The 16,245-nt window shown below is 38.6% G+C and carries 11 protein-coding genes; 6 read left to right on the top strand and 5 right to left on the bottom strand.

The features are described 5' to 3' along the window. Nucleotides 1–212 precede the first annotated feature (212 nt). The 4 genes from CWD91_RS14315 (at nt 213) to hutG (ending at nt 5,787) form a co-directional block, all read left to right on the top strand. A complete protein-coding gene (locus tag CWD91_RS14315; RefSeq protein WP_157943796.1) occupies nt 213–1,070 on the top strand; it encodes a class I SAM-dependent methyltransferase in 858 nt (285 codons plus the stop codon). Nucleotides 1,071–1,219: 149 nt separating this feature from the next. Then, entirely contained in the window at nt 1,220–3,622 is a 2,403-nt protein-coding gene (locus tag CWD91_RS14310; RefSeq protein WP_103441639.1) for a tetratricopeptide repeat protein, read from the top strand. Nucleotides 3,623–3,676: 54 nt separating this feature from the next. After that, the gene (locus CWD91_RS14305) at nt 3,677–4,639 is read left to right on the top strand and encodes a glycosyltransferase family 2 protein (RefSeq protein ID WP_103441638.1); all 963 of its coding nucleotides are present in this window, start codon (nt 3,677–3,679) and stop codon (nt 4,637–4,639) included. A 176-nt stretch (nt 4,640–4,815) separates the two neighbouring features. Further along, nucleotides 4,816–5,787 (top strand): formimidoylglutamase, encoded by a 972-nt coding sequence (gene hutG, locus CWD91_RS14300; RefSeq protein WP_103441637.1) that lies wholly within the window; start codon nt 4,816–4,818, stop codon nt 5,785–5,787. 46 nt (nt 5,788–5,833) lie between these two features. Here the strand turns inward: hutG and CWD91_RS14295 are convergent, their stop codons facing one another. Then, nucleotides 5,834–6,991, bottom strand: coding sequence for a homogentisate 1,2-dioxygenase (locus CWD91_RS14295; protein WP_103441636.1), 1,158 nt, complete (start codon nt 6,989–6,991; stop codon nt 5,834–5,836). 400 nt (nt 6,992–7,391) lie between these two features. Further along, a complete protein-coding gene (locus tag CWD91_RS14285; RefSeq protein WP_103441634.1) occupies nt 7,392–8,096 on the bottom strand; it encodes an NUDIX hydrolase in 705 nt (234 codons plus the stop codon). A 211-nt stretch (nt 8,097–8,307) separates the two neighbouring features. Here CWD91_RS14285 and CWD91_RS14280 point away from each other — a divergent pair, with 211 nt between their 5' ends. After that, the gene (locus tag CWD91_RS14280) at nt 8,308–8,535 is read left to right on the top strand and encodes a hypothetical protein (protein WP_103441633.1); all 228 of its coding nucleotides are present in this window, start codon (nt 8,308–8,310) and stop codon (nt 8,533–8,535) included. Here CWD91_RS14280 and CWD91_RS14275 read toward each other — a convergent pair. After that, nucleotides 8,528–9,430 carry a universal stress protein gene (locus CWD91_RS14275; protein WP_103441632.1) on the bottom strand — a complete coding sequence of 301 codons (903 nt, stop codon included), beginning with the start codon at nt 9,428–9,430 and terminating at the stop codon, nt 8,528–8,530. The two genes, CWD91_RS14280 and CWD91_RS14275, sit on opposite strands and share 8 nt — an antisense overlap. A gap of 798 nt (nt 9,431–10,228) precedes the next feature. Then, on the bottom strand, nt 10,229–10,864 hold the full coding sequence (locus tag CWD91_RS14270) for a Crp/Fnr family transcriptional regulator (RefSeq protein ID WP_103441631.1): 636 nt from the start codon (nt 10,862–10,864) through the stop codon (nt 10,229–10,231). 173 nt (nt 10,865–11,037) lie between these two features. On the opposite strand from CWD91_RS14270, the gene CWD91_RS14265 reads away from it, so the two are divergent. Then, nucleotides 11,038–13,419 carry a heavy metal translocating P-type ATPase gene (locus CWD91_RS14265; RefSeq protein WP_103441630.1) on the top strand — a complete coding sequence of 794 codons (2,382 nt, stop codon included), beginning with the start codon at nt 11,038–11,040 and terminating at the stop codon, nt 13,417–13,419. Between the two features lie 129 nt (nt 13,420–13,548). Here CWD91_RS14265 and CWD91_RS14260 read toward each other — a convergent pair whose 3' ends face one another. Next, nucleotides 13,549–16,197: a DUF7133 domain-containing protein gene (locus CWD91_RS14260; RefSeq protein ID WP_103441629.1), complete on the bottom strand. Its 2,649-nt coding sequence runs from the start codon at nt 16,195–16,197 to the stop codon at nt 13,549–13,551. Nucleotides 16,198–16,245: the final 48 nt, after the last annotated feature.

The following is a 16,245-nucleotide window of genomic DNA, read 5'->3' as shown; positions in this document are numbered from 1 at the left end:
ATTTGACCATGGCATATTTGGATTGTGCATGCTACACCAGCGTGGCAACGAATCTGGTCACAACAATTAAAGCAAAAATCTTTCCGAAATTTTATATTTTACTTGGAAAAATATATTTTTATGGACGAAACAGTCCTTATGCTGTATTTCATTAGAGATTGTTTCTCCTTTTGTTGGAACAAATAATCAATAATAAAACCATAACAAGAGTAATGATTCCCTGTCCAATTTGTAACAGTCCCAAAACCAAATTACAATACCGACTAAAATTTAATGTACATCAATGTTCAAATTGTGGTTTTCAATTTTGTCCCGATGCAACCTTCAATGAAACTTTAATTTCCGATTTAAACGAGGAAACTAGGGAGAAGGCACTTATCAACTTACGTAAGGAAAATTTTCAGCATATCATCAATTCCATCAAAAAGCAAGGCAAAACCAAAGTCCATGGTTTGGAGGTAGGTCCGGGTTATGGATGGTTTCTGGAAGTATGTAGGGATCATGATATTAGCTGTGAGGGAATTGAACCTGAAACCCGATTTAATGATCACTACCAAAAGGAAAATCTACAAGTGAAGAATGGTTTTTTCCCCCAAGATCTTTCGGAACAGCCACGGTACGATTTTATCGCCTATAATGATGTTTTGGAACATTTACCCGATTTACAGGGAATAATGAAAGCTAATTATGACTTGCTCAAATCCGATGGGCTGTTGATCATTAATTTACCTCAACAAAACGGAATAATTTATTTCATTTCAAAAATAGCCTATCGATTTGGCATAAAATCTATTTTGGAGAGAATGTGGCAATTTAATTTTCACAGTCCTCACTTGAGCTATTTTACAAAAAGTACCTTGTTTTCGCTGGCCAAGGACAACAATTTTGAACAGTTAGAGTCCTTTCCATTGAAAACAATCAATTTATCAGAAATATCAGATAGAATAGAACAGGATAATAAGCAAGGGTATCTAATGGGATTGGCAACTAAAATTGGCATATTTTTTCTATTTCCATTTTTACAAATATTCCCTGATACCCGATGTTTTGTTTTTAAAAAAGTATCGTAAAGAAAATTAATGGAATAGAATTCCGCCACGGAAACAAAGTAAATATGAATTGGTCCGAGGTTAATTTAGGTTGTTATTAAATATTAGGGAGCGGCTAGGAAGTTTGTGATCTTTCACCGCCGGAACCAAGAAAAAAATTACCAAACTAGATGATGGCAGCAATACCAAAGTTTACTAAGGCTATAAACAAGATTACCGGTTTTAACAGCAACAACTTCAACTCTTTTAAGGATCCGGTCTTTATTTTGTTAAGTACACTTTTATTGTTTGCGCTGGTACTGGCATACTCCAATCATTTCTTAAATGGCTTTCATTTTGACGACAGCCATACCATAGAAGACAACAATGCTATTAAAGAGGTAGACGTAAAAGCATTTTTCACGGATACCACCACCTTTAGTTCACTCCCTAGCAATCAGACCTACCGGCCATACACCACCCTTGAAAACGCCATAGATTTTAAACTGGGAAATGGTTTGGACCCTTTGGCATTCCATATACATATTTTTATATTCTTCATACTCACCTGTGCCGCGCTCTGTCTTTTTATAAAAAAACTATTGGATCGGCTGGAATTTTCCAATTTCAACCAGTTTTGGGGACTACTGGTCGCCTCAGCCTTTGGTTTGCTATGTGCCAATGCGGAAACGGTAAACTATATCATCCAGCGATCGGAAATTATTGCCGGATTTTATGTTTTGTTAGGATTTGTGGCATTTTTAAGCGGTGGAATATGGAGAAAATGGCATCTCTATCTCATTTTTCCATTTATTGGCTTCTTTTCCAAGGAAATGGCTTTGGTTTTTTCGCCGTTATTATTTCTTTATTTTTTGGTTTTTGAGGAAGATGTAGACCTCTTGCACTTCTATAGGGCAACCGAGTTTAAAAAATGTATCCGCTCCTTTGTCAAGGTATTTCCTTCCTTTATACTTACCGTGGCATTTTTACTGTTCTATTTCAGTATGTTACCGGACACCTTTGCCACTGGTGGACCTGATAGGTACAATTATTTGATTACCCAACCATTGGTCATGTGCCACTATATTTTGACCTATTTTATTCCATATAACCTTTCCGCCGACAGTGATTGGAAGGCCTTTGAGTCCATTTTGGACTATAGGCCCATTATAGGGATAGTATGTATAGCTCTTTTGGCTTACTTGGCCCTATGGGCATCCAATAAAAAGGAAACCAAATTATTTTCATTTGGCATATTGTGGTTTTTCATCTCGTTACTACCATCTTCTTCCGTTCTTCCTTTTGCGGAAGTATTAAACGACCACCGAAGTTTTATACCCTATATGGGCCTAACAATAGCCTTTGTTTTCGGGAGTAAATATATACTTGAAACCCATTTTCCGAAAATATTGGGCACACCTATTGGCCAGTATTCAGTGGCCCTGTTCATCATCCTTTTCTTGGCCGCCAATGCCTATGGTATTCACCAGCGAAATAAAGTATGGAAAGACGAGCGTAGTCTTTGGAAAGATGTTACCATAAAAAGCCCTGAAAATGGCCGTGGCCATATGAATTACGGACTTGCCCTCATGGCAGATGCAGATTATGCCAATGCCGAAATATCTTTCAACAAAGCCTTGGAATATGCCCCTAATTATTCCAGCATTTATACCAATCTGGGAATATTAAAAAATGCCATAGGCGAAAAGGAAAATGCAGACAAAAACTTTAATAAGGCCTTATCATTAAGTGATTCAAATCATAAAACCAAATACTTCTATGGGCGGTATTTATTTCAAAATGACCAATTTAAAAAGGCAATAGATTATTTTTCTGAGGTAAATAACATTACTCCCAATTATCTTGACACACATGACTATATCCTAAAATCTTTTCATAAGCTTATGGATTGGGAAAAAATGAAAAACTTTAGCAATGAAGTTTTGGCAAAATGGCCAGAGGATAACACAGCCAAAAAATACTTGGACATTGGCTTAAACACAAAATCCATTCTTACGGCCCTGGAAGAAGAGGTGGCCAATGCTCCAAGCCCAGAGAAATATTTAAATTTGAGTTTGCAATATTTCAACGAAAGCAACTACGAAGATTGTATAAGAGCAGCCGGTAAAGCATTGGAGTTAAAACCGGAATACCCTGATGCCTACAACAATATAGGCATAGGCCATTATTATTTACTGAATTATGACCAGGCCATTGAGGCTTACCAAAAGGCATTGGAGTTAAATCCCTCCTATCAATTGGCGAAAAACAATTTGAAAAATGCCATGGATAATAAGAAGAGTACCGCCAATGCCACCGCCAATTTATCTGATAAGGAAGTATCAAATTATTATATCAATCTTAGTCTTGAATACTACAAGAAAGAAAAATATCAGACCTGCATAGCGGCTGCGCGGAAATCAATCGCAATAGCAGCCAACGCCATTGCCTATAACAACATTTGTTCCGCCTACAACGAACTATACCAGTACCAAAAAGCAATAGACGCATGCAATGAAGCACTAAAATTAGATGCGGACTCTAAGTTGGCGAAGGGAAATTTAAGTTTCGCCAAAAAACAGGCAGGGAAATAAAATAATAAAAGGGAAAATTATTACGAACAGGGAATCCTAATTAACACGGCAGCCATGGAAATGCAGAAATATAGCTCAAATAGAATCGCAGTTGTAATTCCTTATTACAATGCCTCCAATGAAATTTTACTAGTTACATCAAAATTACCGGAATACATACAGGACGTCATAATTGTGGACGATAAAAGTCCTACCCCATTACCCAAGGAAGATTTGGAGAAACTTGTACCTTCCAAGGCAACCATATATTTTTTGGAAAATACCATAAACTTAGGGGTAGGCGGTGCTACCAAAAGAGGTTTTGAAGAGGCCATAGAAATTGGCGCAGAAATAATAATCAAGGTAGATGCAGATGATCAGATGGACCTTAGCTATATACCCAATTTACTGGACCCTTTAATTGCCAATAAGTGCGATGTTTCCAAAGGCAATAGATTTAGGGACCTAAAAGCCTTAAGAGCCATGCCCATTGTACGCAGAATTGGCAATTTAGGCCTATCATTCCTTATTAAATCAGCCACGGGTTATTGGCACAACTTTGATCCCACCAACGGATTTTTGGCCATCAAAACCGATGTTTTGAAAAAGTTGGATTTCAGCAAACTTGCCAACCGATATTATTTTGAAACCTCTCTTTTATCTCAATTCTACTTTGAAAAAGCAGCCATAAAGGATATCCCGATGCCGGCCATTTACGGGGAGGAAAAATCCAATATGAAAATTTGGAAAATGCCTTTTGTCTTCGGAGCAAGGCTTACCAGCACTTTTACAAAACGTATTGTAAAAGAATACTTTTTGTACGATTTTAATATTGGATCCGTATATCTGTTATTTGGATTCCCACTTTTTATGTTCGGTCTTATTTTTGGTATTTCAGAATGGATATATTACGCCAACATAAATACTTTTGCCCCAACAGGTACCATTATGATCGTTACCCTATCCATTATATTAGGATTCCAACTTATACTTCAAGCTATCCAATATGACATTATAAATGCGCCAAAAGCGAAGTAAAAAAGTGCCAAGTATCATAAAAAATACTTGACAACACTTGCTCGCATCAATTGGAAAAACATTAATATTGATATAGGAGTTTTCACACCATTCAATTGCTTTATTTTTTTTTGCGATATCGACCTATGATAGATATATCGGTTAATTGGGCCATCAACCTATAAAATTGAACTAGAATGCACACCTATTCCAAAACCGACCCTTTGCTCTGGACAGGCCGCAAGACCGGACACCAACTATACCTGCATGAAAAAGTGGTATTCGTAGATCTTAATTCGGATAAATTTCCCACTTATAATACACCGCCATGGGCAATTTTGGGATACGCCTGCGATGAGGGGGTTAAAAGGAACGAAGGGCGAATTGGTGCCGCGTTGGGCCCAGACTCGATCAGAAAGCAACTTGCCAAGCTGCCCAATCACCTGTCTGAAGGCACTTTATTAATTGATATAGGAACCGTTGACTGCAAAGACGGGGATTTAAAAAAAACACAAACGGTTTTGGCCCGTACCGTGACACAATTATTGATGCAAAATACTTTTCCAATTCTTATTGGAGGAGGACATGATATTGCCTTTGGCCATTACAACGGAATAAAAAAATATCTTGCAACGGAAGGCGAGGGAAAAACCATTGGCATCATCAATTTTGATGCCCATTTTGATCTTCGTCAAAACGAAACCAATGGCAATTCAGGAACTCCCTTTTATCAAATTGCCCAAGAATGTAAGTTGGACAATTCCGAATTCAAATATATGTGTCTGGGGATTCGTGAGGATGCCAATAGCAAAATTTTATTTGAAACAGCAAAGAAATTGGGGGTCTCCTATTTAGAAAAAAAGCAGTTCAATCTTTTATATTTCGATAAAATAAAGAAGGAAATAGAGGATTTTATGGCAGATGTAGACCACATCTATACAACTATTGATATGGATGGGTTTTCTTCGGCCTTCGCACCAGGTGTAAGTGCAGCTTCTCCAATGGGTTTCTCCCCAGAATTGGTTTTGGAATGCTTGAAAATAATAATTGATTCAAAAAAGTTGATAAGTCTGGATATTGCCGAAATGAATCCTAATTATGACATTGACCAACAAACGGCAAAATTGGCTGCTTCCTTAATTCATTTTGTAATCCACAACTACCAATAACATCCGAATTTTTAAAAATTTATTTAATTTCAATGATTAATAGGTATTATTCCAGCCATGATTGGTAGTATTTGCCATCGTCAATATCCATAGCTGCCTTGGTTAATTGCAAAGGCCTAAACGTATCTATCATTACCGCCAACTCCTCCGTTTTGGATTTCCCAATACTGGCTTCATAGGTCCCTGGATGTGGCCCGTGGGGAATGCCAGCCGGATGTAATGAAATATATCCCTTATCTATATTCTTACGGCTCATGAAATCGCCATCCACATAATACAATACCTCGTCGGAATCTATATTGGAATGATTATATGGAGCCGGTATGGAATGGGGGTGATAGTCGTACAAGCGCGGCACGAAGGAACAGACCACAAAGGCAGAGGTTTCAAAAGTCTGATGCACTGGCGGTGGTTGGTGCACGCGTCCTGTGATGGGCTCAAAATTATGTATGGAAAAGCCATAAGGATAATTGTACCCATCCCAACCAATCACGTCAAAAGGGTGGGAGGCATATACCAAATGGTGCAATTGTCCCTGTTTTTTTACTTTGATCACAAAATCGCCCAACTCATCATGGGTTTGTAAATTCTGAGGCAGTTTAAAATCCCGCTCACAAAATGGAGAATGTTCCAGATGCTGTCCAAACCAGTTCCTGTATCTTTTTGGCGTGTAAATAGGATGATATGATTCGGCAATCAACAACCTATTCTCCTCACTATCAAAGCTAATCTGGTATATCATTCCCCGGGGAATAATAAGATAATCCCCGTACTCGAACTTAATTTCCCCCAACATGGTTTTCAAAACTCCATTGCCCTTGTGAATAAACAACAATTCATCTGCATCCGCATTTTTATAAAAATAATCCGTCATGGATCTTTTGGGTGCTGCAAGCGAGACATGAACATCGGAATTGAACAGCATCACTGTTCTACTTTCCAAATAATCGTTAACAGGCTTCACTTCAAAACCTTTTAACAATCTAGACTTTATATTATGGGATACCATAGCTTTTGGGGAAACGTCAAAGGACTTCACCACTTCCTTTACCATGGTAGGCCTTTGCAGATGGTACATAAGAGATGACATACCGTCAAAGCCAATGGTTCCGAACAATTGTTCATAATGTAGACTGCCGTCCTTTTTCTTAAAAATGGTATGTCTTTTGGGTGGAATTTTACCTAATTTATGATACAAGGGCATAACTCTATCTTTATTAATGATACCTTACTAAAAATACGATAAAATAAGGAGTATCTAAAATTATCCGTTTTAATTAAGGAGCAGATGAACGATGGGCAAAAGAAGTGAAATATAAATGGTTCCAAAAATATTGTTGCCCCAGGGAATCCATGGGGAAAAATGAACCAAAAAAAAAGCGCCATCTCCAAGGTGGTGCAAACAAAAAAAGCCTCCCAATATGGAAAGCCTTTCATCGGTTCTTGCCGGTCCAAATTTGCATCCGGACGGTTCGACAAATACAACCTTGCCTCAATTTACATTGAGACACAACACAACTCCACAAAGATAATAAAGGTTTTTAGATTTTCACTGTTTGGAAGATCTTATTTGGACAATCAGTTCATGCCCTAATTTTAATTGGTCAGAGTACAAAATTAAATCCTGATTCTTCCAACTTCTGGTATTTTTCATAATTGAACCTATATAAAAAAGCTCCCTTTTTTGAGGTGGATTTATCCTTTTCATCCAATTTTATCAGCAAATTGAAGGACAATAATTTCTTCCTAAAATTGCGATCATCCAATTTGGTCTGATAAATGGCCTCATACAATGACTGAAGCTGCGGAATGGTGAATTTTTCCGGCAGGAGTTCAAATCCAATAGGTTTGCGTGTGGTTTTCTGCTTTAGGCGCTCCAAGGCATCGGTTATCATGATATTGTGGTCAAGGACCAAATCCGGAATATCTTCCAAAGCAAACCATTTGGCGCCATGCAATTCTACCTGCTCCCTATCATAATCGTTAATTCTTATGAGGGCGTATTGGGCAATGGAAATACATCTTGCACCTGAATCCCTGTCAACATCACTGTACACCCTTAGCTCCTCCAAAAAAATATTTTCCAAGCCTGTAAACTGAAGTAGCACACGCCTCGCAGCCTCGGAAACACTCTCCTCCTCATCCACAAAACTGCCTATCAAGGACCATTCCCCCTTAAAAGGGTCAATTCTTCTCCTAAAAACCAAAAGCTTCAATATGCCCTCGTCAAAACCAAAAACAATACAATCTGTTGCCACAAGTATTTTAGGCTGCCCAATATAAGTCCGTCTGTTCTCCAAAACCTTCATTTCATCTATAATTCACTAAAATATCAAAAATATATTTCATATCAACAAAAGCTTATATTTTATACCTCATTATCCAAATTACAAAAACAATGATGCGCGGCCATAACCAAGAACACCTTTTTTCATCCGTAAAATATCAGTAATTACCCACCACATTTAGCAGTCATTTAACATCAAATCTTCTTGATTATAAATAACTTGTAATAAAAAGATGAGAAATACAGCTATGTTCTGGGTGGCCGCCACAACGATGGTTTTAATTTCCCTGACCATCATGGCCGCAATGAACTTTCCCTTTAATTGGATTTTTTACATTACTGTTTTAGGGCAGATAATGCTTGTATACATGGTTTTTAAGGTGCTTACGGACAACTATACCACGGACAGGACATTTGAGGACTTTTATGGGGATCATCCGATAAAGCATGAAATTAGTTAGAGGTTGACACTTCCCTACCTTTTTTACTGTTAGGGGGCGTTCCCATCCCCAATTCCGGTATTACCAATAATGGTATTTGGGTGTGAAAGGCCAAACGTTTAATTACAGGTTCTCGGGTCATTTTCTCCATATAGCTGTGCTGATAATTGAGCATTGCCAATAAATGAATGTCCAATTCATTTGCAAAAACTTCCAAAGTCTGGGAAATGGAATTCAATTCTGAAATCGTATGAACATAATGTTCTACATCACCTAAATACTTCCTTAACATATTTAAATTAAATTGCTGTACTTCTGTAAGGGATTTAATCTCGTATTGTACATGTACAATCCTAATGGCCGCCTTAAAGGACTTTGCCATTTCCAACAAAGGCCTAAGTTCGGAAGTAGTATAAAAACGGTTAAAATCCGTTGCGAAAGCGATTTCCGAAGGAGTTCTAAATTTAAAATGTTGTGGAATGGCTAAAACTGGGCAGTTCTTTATCGATTTTATTATTCTTACCGTATTGCTTCCCATGAATACCTCCTCCAATCCGGATGCGCCCTTGGTTCCAGTAACCACTAAATCTATTTGATGGGTTTCTATGATATTCTTTATTTCATCTACCAAGAGACTAAAGGAGGAAATAGTTACAAATCTATGTTTGGGATTGTGATACTTTTTCTGGATCTGCTCCATTAACTGCTCCAACCCTTTTTCCGAATTGGACTTTACCACGTCCTCACAAGCTTTCCCAACGGCCCCTGTCGCCATAAACCTACTATGGGCAATGGTGGGCGTATAAGTATTTAAAATATAGAACTCGCACTCCTGATGCTTATAAAGTGAAATGGCATATTTGGTTGCATTCCAAGCATTCGGGGAAAAATCTGTAGGTAATAATATCTTTTTCAAACTGGTCTAAATTTTATAAATGCCTATTAGGAGGCAAAAACTACAGCGTAAAATTATAGGAAGTTAAAAACCTGTACTATGACATTTATCAGCTTTTGATGATGAAAGTGAATAGTTAAAATAAGCAGATATAACCGAGCTAAATAGTGGCTTACTGCGGAATTACTGCATAAAAAAGAAATAATAAAAATGAAAATTGTTCGGGTCAAGAACAATTGTTGTGTTTATGCAAATATTGTGTTTAATCTATAAAGGAAGAACTCAACCTTTTTCACACCTCTGAACTGAGATCATTGTTTATAGTTGGGTTAATAGAAAATTAAGATTAATTTGATTGGTCGTGTTTTTGATCAATAGCTTTAATTGGTGGGAATAATGCAGTAAGACCAATTATTAAATTATTCTTTCATTTTACTCAAGTGGTTTCCACATTGGGAGATGGAAGCCCTACCTTCAGGCAGGCAGGCGTCCATTAGCCCATGTTCACCCAAGTGAAAGCGGCCTAGACGGTGCGGCCGTGGAAAGTGCGTGGATTTATAGAAATTTAAAATCAGCCTAGCCATGGCTACAGCTGGCTCCTCCTAACCAGGGTACACCGTACCTTGGCTATTCGGCCCTGGTCGTTTTTTTGGCGATGTAAAAAATGAACAAAACACAAACTCCAGGATAGTTCATCCTATCATTTCTAATTTACACACAACTTTTGGGATTGATCCAATTGTTTCTTCTTGGAATATTTGATGGTTCTAGTTAAGCAGAAGACGATCATGACAACATTGAGAAATATGTTTAATTGGATCAGGACCCTTTTGCAACATCATTAAGTCCCTGTCTATTGGCTATGGCCACTTTTTTTCCAGATGCTTTTATCAATCCTAATTTTTTGAATTCAGAAATAATACGGATTGCAGATTCTGTGGCCGTCCCAACTACATTGGCTATATCTTCCCTGGATAATGTTAGGGCCAAATAGCCATTTTGATCCTCACCAAAATTTTCCTCCAAATAAATAAAAGCTTCCGCTATCCGTTGCTTCACGGTTTTTTGGGACATATTGACTATAACATCATCTGCCTCCTTTAAATCGTGGGCTATATGTCTTAGAACTTCTACCGCAAAATTGGGATTGCTGTTTAAGGTATCCAAAATAGCGTCCTTCGGAACAAAACAAACCTCCATATCATTTACTGCAATTGCACTTAAATTGGCCACTTCTTCGGTAATTACGGAACGCTGACCCAAAACGGCACCTTTAGTTGCCAATTTTACTATTTGATCTTTACCATTGGGGCTTAATTTGGATAACTTGGAAACCCCGTCCCTTACACAATATACACCATTGAGCTTATCTCCTTCCCCAAAGATGATTTCCCCTTTTTTTAAAAATTTGGTAGTTTTAGTATCTGAAACCCTCTTTAACTCCTCCTTGTTCATCGCACGTAAGGAGTTGAATTGGCGAATTATACAATTTTCACATCTGCCCATATAATTATAATTACCTGATGTGACAAATTTAAAGGTTATATCTTGGGAAAAAACTGACATTTGTCATGTTTTGGAATGGCAAACCTGGCCATCTTTGCAACCAGGTATTAAGCAAATAATCTATGGATAAAGCAACTTGCTATCATTGTGGTGACGATTGCGGGAGAACTCCCATAATTCATAATGATAAAAACTTCTGTTGTGTTGGCTGCAAAACAGTCTATGAGATTTTTGCCAATAACGACTTATCCTACTATTATGACCTACAATCCGCAGCGGGGGCCTCTCCAAAGGAAATTGAAGGTAAGTACAACTTTCTGGAATCCAAAAGCATTATAGAAAAACTTATAGAGTTCAACGATAATGGCACCCAAATTATAAATCTATATATACCTCATATACATTGTAGTTCCTGTATTTGGATATTGGAAAATTTAAATAAATTAAATACAGGCATCAACAGTTCCCAGGTAGACTTTCCTAAAAAGACGGTTAGGGTAACCTATAATTCCGACAAGATTACCCTTAAGGAATTGGTGCTCTTAATGTCCAGAATTGGATATGAACCCTACATTTCCTTAGACGACTACGACAAAAAGAAAAAAGGCATAGACCGTAGTTTATCCTATAAATTGGGTATTGCCGGATTTGCCTTTGGCAATGTCATGTTTCTTTCCTTTCCTGAATATTTTGAGGTAGGGGAATTTTGGCTGGAACAATTTAAGGGAGTTTTTAGATGGCTAATGTTCGCCTTTTCCCTACCTGTGGTATTCTATGCCGCACAGGATTATTTCATTTCAGCCTATAAGGGCTTAAGATCAAAATTTTTAAATATTGATATCCCCATTGCGCTGGGCATTTTGGTTTTATTCCTAAGAAGTACCGTCGAAATTATCTTCGATTGGGGATCTGGCTTTTTTGATAGTCTAACGGGATTGGTATTCTTTTTACTTTTAGGCAAATTCTTTCAGCAAAAAACATATTCCTACCTTTCTTTTGAACGTGATTATAAATCCTATTTCCCCATTGCGGTGACTAGAATTACAAGTAAAAACACCGAGGAGAACACTCAGGTTTATGACATAAAAAGTGGAGATAGACTCCTAATAAGAAGTGGGGAACTAATTCCTGTGGATGCTATTTTGATCAATGGAAATGCAAGAATAGATTATAGTTTTGTTACTGGCGAATCGGAACCTGTGGACAAAAAATCAGGTGATAAAGTCTATGCAGGAGGACGACAGCTGAGCAGTGCTATTGAAATTGAGACCTTAAAATCTGTTTCCCAAAGCTATCTCACCCAGCTTTGGAGCAATGCCGTTTTTCAACAGGATAAATCGGGAAGTTTTCAAACCCTGACCGATAGTATAGGCAAAAGATTTACGATTGCTGTCTTGACTATAGCCTTTGTCTCGGCATTAACATGGTTAATGATAGACCCCGGCAAAACCGTAAATGTCTTTACCGCAGTACTTATTATTGCATGCCCTTGCGCCATTGCTTTGGCCGCCCCTTTTACCTTGGGCAATATGCTGCGGATTTTTGGGCGGAATAGATTTTATTTAAGGGATACACAGACCATTGAACAATTGGCGCAGATCGATACCGCTATTTTCGACAAAACGGGCACTATTACTACTGCCGAAAAGGGACATGTATACTATGAAGGACTGGAACTGACCAGTGAAGAAGAGTCTTTGTTAAAAAACACCTTACGTTCATCCAATCACCCTTTGAGTAGAAAGCTTTATGATATTTTGGCGGAACAAAACATTGTGCCTCTGGAAGAATACGAAGAATATTTGGGACAGGGAATCAAAGGTTCAACCATTACGGATAGCGTTAAAATTGGTTCGGCCGCCTTTGTCGGCAATACGCAAACAGACAATACCGAAAACACCTCGGTACACCTTAGCTCCAACGATCAATACAAGGGATGTTTTATTTTTCAGAACCATTATCGGGATGGGGTCGAGGAAACCTTCCAAACCATGTCCTTAGATCTGGAATTGGCAATCCTATCAGGGGACAACGCTGGCGAAAAATCCAATCTTACCAAAATATTGCCAGAAGGAACTCCTTTATATTTTAATCAAAAACCGGACAGCAAGCTCCATTTCATAAAGTCGCTCCAAGATCAAAATAAAAAAGTAATGATGGTAGGTGATGGCCTAAACGATGCAGGAGCTTTGGCGCAAAGCAATGTAGGTATAGCCATATCCGAAAACGTAAATGTTTTTTCCCCCGCCTGTGATGGTATTCTGGATGCTAAAAATTTCAAATTCCTATACCAGTATATTCTAGCCTCAAGAAAAGCCATCAAGATCATAAAACTAAGTTTTGTCCTTTCTTTATTATACAATGTAGTGGGGTTATATTTTGCGGTAACCGGACAATTGGAGCCCGTTATTGCAGCCATTCTGATGCCATTGAGTTCAATCAGCATTGTGCTTTTCACTACACTTGCCACCAACAGACTGGGACGTAAGCTAGGAAAAGAATAACATACAGTTGAACGGTGGTCGGCTGAACATAGTTTATGAACAATCTTCAACAAATAAAAAGGCAACCGATTTTAAAGGGTTGCCTTTTACTTATTTAATAAGCCAATTGGTCTAGGAACGCCGCCTTACTTATTTCTGTTGCTCCAAGTATGCTACCAACGAAGCCATTTCCTCATAGCTAAGGGCATTTACCAGCCCAGATGGCATCATAGATGTTTCGAGTTCTTTTCTTTCAGCAATATCGGATTTCTTAAGTTGGGTTGCCGTTCCAACAATATTTCTTATGGTAAGATCGGTAGCGGATTCCTGAGTTACAAACCCAACATAATTATCCCCACCTTTAGTCTGTAACTGTACCGTTGAAAACCCTTGGGAAATGGAAGCATTTGGTTTCAGAATAGATTCGGCGATCTGCTCCCTGTTCATTATAGAACCTATTTGCCCCATAAACGGACCTTTCATTACTTCACCTGAAGATACGCTATGACAGGTAAAACATGCCTGTGTTTTAAATATTTCCTTGCCTTTTTCTGGATCACCCTTAATATTTTTAAGTGCAATCATAATATCCTCAATGGAAGCCTCACCAATCTGTCCTTTTTTATTTTTGATCTTTTCAAGATCTACTGCCGGCATATCTTCCTTGGGAGCGGTTATTTCCACAGTACCAAAATCATCAATTGCCAATCGGTACTTGCTGTTCAGTTCTGCATATAATTCCTTTTCTTCCTCTGATGTTTTTTCCCATTCACCTTTTAAAAAGGAACGGATTACAGGCGTATAATCCCATTCTACCGTTTTATAGTACGGGCCATGGGTATCCGGACGCGTACTCCACCACCACGAAGTATCGTAAGGTGCCTCTTTGTGATAAATGCGAGCCAAGGTATTTATGATCTTACTCTTGTAAACGGAATCATCTGTTTTTTCATAAGCCTTTATCAATCCATCCACAGCTCCAGGACTATGCATATATCTCAATGCCCACAACGCCAAATCTTTTTTATCGGTATTTAAGGCACTTACACATGCATCCACAGCATTTAAATTAACCAAGGCTTTCACAGCCAAATGTGGAACAATAATTTCCGCATTAGGTTTTGCATGAGGTCCTTCTGTACCCATTCCAGGGGCTTGAAAGGAATTTGGAACCGGTATTTCCAATAAAACATTGGCTACTTCCTTTTTGCCCAATCTTCCCAAACCAACAATTGCCGCTGCCTTTACCCGGTCAGAGTTAGATTTCAACGCATTTAAGAAAGGCTCTGTAGGCACTTTTTCAATAGTATTCAAGCGGTCCGTTAGGGCTCTTAGTGCAAATTCCTGTACTTGTGGATCTTCTGTCAAGGACACCAAGCGGTCTATTCCACCGGCACCTGCCAATTGGGCAAAGGTGAATATACTAGCGGCGCGGACTTCCAATGGTAAAGTACTATCTTCCACCAATTGCCATACTTTATCTGTCCCTTTTCCTCTTTTTATCAATTCGTATTGGGCACTTAGACGTGTCTTGGCATTATCTGCCTTTAACAAATCTACCAAACTACCGGTCCAGAAAAAATCCTCTAAATTGGGGAATGGCTCGTAATTATAGTTTTCAGGTGTAACCCTGACCACATAACCCTTATCGGGACTTCCGGAATATCCGGCACCATCCCAGGCTGAAAGATACATGGCACCAGCACCATCCACATCCACATCGGTTATTTGAGGCAGTTGTATAAACTCCTCTTCATCCTGAATAAAACTGGCTTTATTTTCAGTAAGCCTATGAAAGTACAAGTAGTTTCTACCCCAATCTGCCATCAATGGAACATTATTGTATTTTGCTGGCCAACGGTTGTCGTTCATATAGAGTGATCCGGTTCCCGAACCTCCACCTACGTCTACCAAGGCAGGAAGAATCTCTTCGGTAAAATGTTTAAAGAGAACTGGGTATCCATATTCCCCGGATTGAATCTGATGGATGAATCTTATGTTCCATCCACCACCATCGTTGGTGTTGCCCCTAGTGTAGATATTCATGAAAGGGTCAATGGCAACGTCGTAAATATTCCGCAGCCCATGGGTATACACTTCCATTTCGGTTCCATCCGGACGTACCCTAACAACTCCACCGCCCAACATGGTCAATTGTGTTCCATCGCGATCGGTAGCATTGTGGAAACCAAAATCACCTACGGCAATATATATCCATCCGTCTATTCCCATCTGAATGCCATTGGTGGCATGATCGGTTCCTCTCTCTTGTAGATATTTGGAATTGCTTAAGTTCTTTATCAAAACTTTGGAGGGACCATCGGCCACCCCATCTTTGTCCAAATCTTCAAATACCACCAAATCCATATTAAAAGCCTTTCCTGTGTCAGGAGAAAAGGTGGTGTGCAACACAAAAACCTGGTCACCTATGGCCAAAATACCACGAGGATTATCTACCTGCGCAAATACAGTGTGCGAATCCATAATGCCATCGTGATCACAATCTACCAAACGCTTTATAAACCCCTTGTTTATTTCCTTGCCTAGGGAACCCATCATATCTACCCCCACAAAGACCTCTCCGGTAGCAGCAACAGCCATACAGGCAGGACTTGGAGTTAAGTCAGGACCGGAAAATCCAGTAATTTTTAAATCCTTTGGCCAATTTAAAACCTGAGCCAAAGAATCCGATGATGGATAATTTATCGCCTCTGTACTTGTAGTACATGGGGCCTCCTCATGTTTACAACTTAAAACAATCAAACTCGAAAATAAAATAAAGCCTGCCTTTTTAAACATATTCTATGAAGTTAAAATTTATAATTTCACTCTAGATTGAAAATATAG

Source organism: Arenibacter hampyeongensis, assembly GCF_002909255.1.
Taxonomy (GTDB): domain Bacteria; phylum Bacteroidota; class Bacteroidia; order Flavobacteriales; family Flavobacteriaceae; genus Arenibacter; species Arenibacter hampyeongensis.
Note: the sequence above shows the minus strand (reverse complement) of the source record. Positions and strands in the feature narration are given on the sequence as shown.